Origin of the sequence: uncultured Cyclobacterium sp., from assembly GCF_963976465.1 — a bacterium.
GTDB lineage: Bacteria > Bacteroidota > Bacteroidia > Cytophagales > Cyclobacteriaceae > Cyclobacterium.
Genome location: NZ_CAXBOC010000402.1, coordinates 1 through 5,505, shown reverse-complemented (window position 1 = coordinate 5,505; position 5,505 = coordinate 1). Strand labels below are relative to the sequence as shown.

The 5,505-nt window shown below is 36.6% G+C and carries 5 protein-coding genes; 3 read left to right on the top strand and 2 right to left on the bottom strand.

Annotated features, from left to right (window positions below; translation table 11 throughout):
• Together AAC037_RS18905 and AAC037_RS18900 are read left to right on the top strand one after the other, a co-directional pair.
• Window positions 1–947 (top strand): cytosine permease (locus AAC037_RS18905; RefSeq protein ID WP_339904786.1); only part of this gene is annotated, 947 nt, incomplete at its 5' end.
• Window positions 948–1,139: 192 nt separating this feature from the next.
• Window positions 1,140–2,249: an SUMF1/EgtB/PvdO family nonheme iron enzyme gene (locus tag AAC037_RS18900; RefSeq protein ID WP_339904784.1), complete on the top strand. Its 1,110-nt coding sequence runs from the start codon at window positions 1,140–1,142 to the stop codon at window positions 2,247–2,249.
• A 66-nt stretch (window positions 2,250–2,315) separates the two neighbouring features.
• On the opposite strand, the gene AAC037_RS18895 is transcribed toward AAC037_RS18900, so the two are convergent.
• Entirely contained in the window at window positions 2,316–2,561 is a 246-nt protein-coding gene (locus tag AAC037_RS18895; protein WP_339904788.1) for an AraC family transcriptional regulator, read from the bottom strand.
• 50 nt (window positions 2,562–2,611) lie between these two features.
• A complete protein-coding gene (locus tag AAC037_RS18890; RefSeq protein ID WP_339904782.1) occupies window positions 2,612–3,172 on the bottom strand; it encodes a cupin domain-containing protein in 561 nt (186 codons plus the stop codon).
• Window positions 3,173–3,888: 716 nt separating this feature from the next.
• Between AAC037_RS18890 and AAC037_RS18885 the strand changes: the two genes are divergently transcribed.
• Window positions 3,889–4,455, top strand: coding sequence for a hypothetical protein (locus AAC037_RS18885; RefSeq protein WP_339904781.1), 567 nt, complete (start codon window positions 3,889–3,891; stop codon window positions 4,453–4,455).
• Window positions 4,456–5,505: the final 1,050 nt, after the last annotated feature.

The following is a 5,505-nucleotide window of genomic DNA, read 5'->3' as shown; positions in this document are numbered from 1 at the left end:
TAAGCAGTGAGACTTCGGTGCTCTTCTATGGAATTACGCTATTAATGGCCATTTTATTCCTTATTCCTGCTTACAAAACCATGAAATGGATCGCCTATGTGAATTATATGGCTGTACCTGCCATCGTGTTTATATTAATAGTTACAGTTTGGGGAGCCTTAGATGCAGGGGGAGGCTTAATGGCAATTATTGAAAAATCTCCCACAGCCACTGCTTCTTCATTGATTGTTTTTACCGCCGCTGCCGGTGGTTGGTTACATGCGAATACAGTAATTTCTGATTTTACCAGGTTCTATAAAAATGGAAAGCAGGCAGCCATAGGGTTGTTTTTGACCTATGGGATAATGATGGTTTTTCAATATATCGGTGCCACGCTGGGAGCACTTGCGACAGGAGAGTGGAATATTTTTCTGATAATGGATGAATTTGGATTGTTAGAGATTTCATTTCTTGCAATTTTCCTTGGATCATGGTCCACCGCCATGGCTGCAATTTATTTCGGTGCCAATATGATGTCTGCTCCCCCTATGCCAAAGTATAAAACAGAAGAGAAAAATAGAAAGCTGGTGTTGCTAATATCATGGTGTATAGCTTTATTTTTTGCCTGGTATGGTCCTGATCAGATATTCAACTTCTTCCTTCAGTTTTTATCCTGGGTGTTAGGCCCCATCGCCATGACAGTAATCATTGATTATTGGCTTTTCCCCGAGAAAAGAAAGATCTATGACAATCCTGAAGGGAATCCGGATATGGTCATCAACCCTGCAGCTTTTTTGGCTTGGATTGTAGGATTTTTGGTGGGGTATTTTAGTCAGGAGTTTTTCATTTCATTAATCAATGGAATGGTAACAACGGGAATAATTTATTATGCATGGATGCGTCTTGCCCTGAATCAAGGGCTTACACCTGAAACTCAATTAAAAAAATGGTTTTCCAGAAATAGCTAGGTAGGAATATCAATGGGAACCGGTTTACTAGAATTATTTACAAGTGATAAATTTACATTTGTAAGGGACTGGCTTTGATGAAGAAGTTGCTAATTCATCTTTAATGTTAATGTAATCCAGTACTTAAGGTCGGGTTTTATAATTGAATGCTTAATAGGTTGTCTCACGTATTTCGGATTAAATATATCATCTATGAAAAGGTTACTTGTTTATTCTATTATAGGATTTTTATTGGGTCTTTCTGATTATTCTTTATCCTATGCACAAATGGGGTTAGACTATATAATTTCCAACAAATTGGGATCAAGCAGCGCTGATCAAAAATCGAAAATAATTAATTTAGGCAATTCTGTTTCACTTGAGGTGGTATATATTCCAGAAGGTAAATTTCTAATGGGAAGCACACCGGAAGAAAAGGCCTGGGCCACAGGTCCTGAAGGAGGAGCAACTGCAGGTACAGAACGAGAATCATATGAGGGGGAACACCCTCGACCCATGGAAGTGAAAAATCCATTCTGGATGGGCAGGACAGAAGTTTCAGTAGGCCAATTTCGGCAATTTATAAAAGAAAGTGGATACATTACTGATGCAGAAAAAGAGGGGGGAATGACCCAGGTTTTTGATCCGGAGTGGAAAATATCAGGTTTAGCACCACCTCATCCATGGATAAAAGCAGGAGATAAAAGTTGGAGAGATCCAAATTTTGGATTTCCACTAAGGGAGGACTATCCGGTAGTATGTGTGAGTTGGAATGATGCAAATGCTTTTGGAGAATGGTTGACAGAAAAGGAAAGAGCAGCTGGCAGACTTCCGGTGGGAATGGAATACAGGCTGCCCACAGAGGCAGAATGGGCCTATGCTTGTCGTGGGGGAATTGAAGAGAGTACTTATTATTGGTGGGGGAATGAGCTCAGAGATGGTGAGGGACGTTTAAATATTTCAAGTGTGGATTTTTTACCGGGAAGAAATAAAACATGGCCTTTGGCTAAAGTGCCATGGAGTGATGGTTTTTCTTTCCTGTCTCCGGTAGATCATTTTGGTGAGAAGGGAAGAAATGGATTTGGCTTGGCAGACATGTTAGGAAATGTTTGGGAAATTGTCTTAGATCACTTTGATCCAAAAGGTGGGCATGAAGAGTTCTATTCCGTTCACCAAAATTATAAACCCGTTTGTCGTGGAGGTAATTATTACGATGTACCGGGTAACGCCAGGTCTGCAGTTAGGCTAGGGCTTCAAAGTACGCATTATTCAGACTCTAGAGATGGTTTTCGAATTTGCCTAGGTAAGAAAATCGAACAATAAAATCCCAATGGATAATTTCTCAGGTTTTACTTTGTACCAATAAACCATAAAGTGAAATAATTATTACTAGGCTATTTCTGACACCTTCACTGTTTTCTTAAATTGAGTTGGAGTCATGGATTTAAATTTTTTAAACTGCCTATTAAAATTAGCCAGGTTGTTGAACCCACTTTTATAAGCCACTTCCAAAATACTATGATTTTGTTCCATTAGCAATTTGCAGGCATGACCAACTCGAATTGAGTTTAAATACTCAACAAATGTAATCCGGTATTGATCCTTAAAAAAAATGCAAAATGTGGAAACTGCCATGTTGGCAATAGATGCCACTTCGGCCAGGCTAATATCTCGATTAAAATTGTTTAAACCATGTCCGTGTCAGGTGGATCCAATTGAGCTACATATACCGGGCTAGCCAGTAATTCATACTCATCTGTATGTGCAAGGATATCAAATATAGATAGCAAATTAGATAACCTTTGGATCCCATTCATATGGATCATTTCTATGATCAGAGGATTGATTAACTCCTTAGTTGCGCCATAAAAGGACATTCCTTGCCTTGATAGCTTTTGAAAGTTTCTAAAAGGTTCCATTTCAGGAAGATTGAGGAATTCACCACCCAGAAAATCTTCTTTGAATTGGATGACTAGTGCATCGGCCTCTTCATTTGCCTGTCCATTAACATAGATTGGATCATTGGACCACACATGAGGTAAATAGGGGCCGACTAAAACCAAATCTCCTGTTTGAAATTCACCGATATGGTCTCCCACCATTCTTTTTCCGGTACTTTTTAAAACCAACACCAATTCGTATTCAGGATGAAAATGCCATGGACAAGGAATATATTGTCCTTTCTCTCTAAAAACGATAAAAGATTTGTCAAGATCCTGGGGTAATCTGATTTCTTTGCATTTCATTGTTAAGTGGTTATTTAATAGGGTTTAATTTAGAAAAATATAGGTGAATAAAAAAGGTTCTTTTTACAGGGAGCTAAATTACTATTGTGAAGCAATTCTAGTCTAATCTTTTGGGTTTCAATATATGCCAAAACCTAAATTAAAGGATGTTAAATTAATAGTAGCGCCATCTCGCCGGTTGGATTCTTATCTAGACAACATCAGATACCCGAATCAATTTGCGTCACTATAAGAGCCAATCCATTTAAACCATTGGCTGGGGAGTTATTTTTTTGCCACACCTTACCCAAGCTAGGCAAGAATAGTTTGGATAAATTTGATCAGATTATAGGTAAGCCTTCACCTGTCCCGATTATGCTCTTCTTGTACATTTTTTATCTTGAGTAGAAGCGTTTATGGAGGATTCCTAAGGCAATTGTTTGTTCAAGGATGTTCAAACAAGCAGAATTAATAAAGGCTAATATTGGTATTTAAGGTGAATGAATTTACTAGTTTAGGAGGTGTTTCTTTCTCACACTATGGAGCCGTGCCTTCACGAATAATTAGCCACCATTCGCGAATTAAAATTCGGACCTTATTCACTTAACCATACATTTGATTACAAACCTGGAGCATTTACATGACAACGAGGTCATTACATTGTTTTTTGTAAAAAATATAAAGCTTTAATCTTAAATGTATTTCCAAAACCCATACTCAACTAAAATTAACTAATTATGAGAAATTACAACAACAAAATCTTAATACTTTTGCTATTTATTAGCACAGTGGCATTGAACGAGAAAGTTAATGCGCAAACTGAAAAAGATGGTACGTTTTACACCCTGGCTGTAGATCCAACTTTTGGAGGCAAGGGCTTGGTAGGTGCAACAATTCCCCCCGTGGCCTTATATGTTGAACGTGGCATAGCCAACTTTATGAGTGTGGGGGTAGCAGTAGGAGCAGATTTAAGAAAGCCTACCTATACAGATGAAACTTGGGTGGCTTTAGGCTTGACCCTAAGAGCTGTGGGCTATGCCTTTCAAGCGGTTGAAGAGTTATCTGGCGACGACATAAGTGTTGCCGGGTTGGAACCCTATTTTGGCTTTACATTTGGTCAATATTGGCCAACCATTGGTCACAGTTATGGTTCGTTTCTTAATCATAACAAGCTTGGAATAGTATTGGGAACCAGATGGTATCCCGGGGACAAAAAGAATTTTGGGATTATGGCGGAATACTCTTCTGCAGGAAATACAGGATGGGGCTCCGGAATTAATTTAGGGGTTACTTTTGGTCGTTAATTACTTCGATAGATTCTATTAGCTCTACCAAAACAAGTTGTTTTGGTAGAGCTAAATGATGTGAGAAAAATAGATGACTTATCAATTACTTTTATTTCCCCATGTGCTAGGATTATATTTAGATGAGGTGAAAAGATCCTTACTATTTTAAACCCTCTTCTATTAGTAAGTGAGGATGAGCTTCTTTATTAATTTGAAATTACAATGCCTTTATTCAGTCGAAGCCTCCTTAGATCAAATCTAAGGTTGACTTGAATGAAACGGGTTGTTCGGTGGTTTTTAAACCAGAATAAGAAAACCATACCATTTTTGAATGGTAATTTATGTACAAGTGACTTTTTGAAAAAAGCCTTAATATTTATGGATGCCTCATTCTATTTCAATTGTAATTTAGCCTATGGGAAGCATCAATCCTTCCCAGTAAAACTGAGGGATTTTGTTATCATTAAGGTTGAAAATTTAAATATTTGAATTGGTTTATTTTTAATCGAAAAAATAATTAAAAGGAGAAAATAAATATTTTATCGTTGGATATTTAACCTCTATTTTGTGTATAGGTGATATAAGTTGTAAAATAGGTTTAAAATTAACCTATTTTATATATTGTTTGCTCTCCTAATTCTACGTTTTTTTAAAGATTTTACTCCTAAAAAACAGGAGTTTTTGACTGTGAAAAAACCGAATTATTCACTGGACGTGGCCCACCTCCAGAAGACGTCTTTTAACCATTTTTTATTTATTAGCCCGGAAGCATAAGCTAATTGGTGAAATATTAGGAGTTTAAGAGTAAAATCAATTTTTACCTTTAAATAGTTAAAAATATCATCTTAATTGGAGTATTAATCTGTGATTTTGCTCAAATTAATTACAAATATCGACTTGTATATTTGAAAGCAGGTGAAATTTCTTACCCATTGCTGTAAAATAATAAAAACTTATTTTTTTAGTTTTATCAGTATTAAAAATAATTGTAATAACTTTTAAGCGTGTTTCGAAGGAAATACCTGTTAATTATCGAAATATGGTTTAAAATTTAACGATAAAATAACC

Coding starts and splice junctions, on each gene's coding strand:
- AAC037_RS18900 (WP_339904784.1), top strand. CDS start 1,140: ATGAAAAGGTTACTTGTTTATTCTATTATAGGATTTTTATTGGGTCTT.
- AAC037_RS18895 (WP_339904788.1), bottom strand. CDS start 2,561: ATGGCAGTTTCCACATTTTGCATTTTTTTTAAGGATCAATACCGGATT.
- AAC037_RS18890 (WP_339904782.1), bottom strand. CDS start 3,172: ATGAAATGCAAAGAAATCAGATTACCCCAGGATCTTGACAAATCTTTT.
- AAC037_RS18885 (WP_339904781.1), top strand. CDS start 3,889: ATGAGAAATTACAACAACAAAATCTTAATACTTTTGCTATTTATTAGC.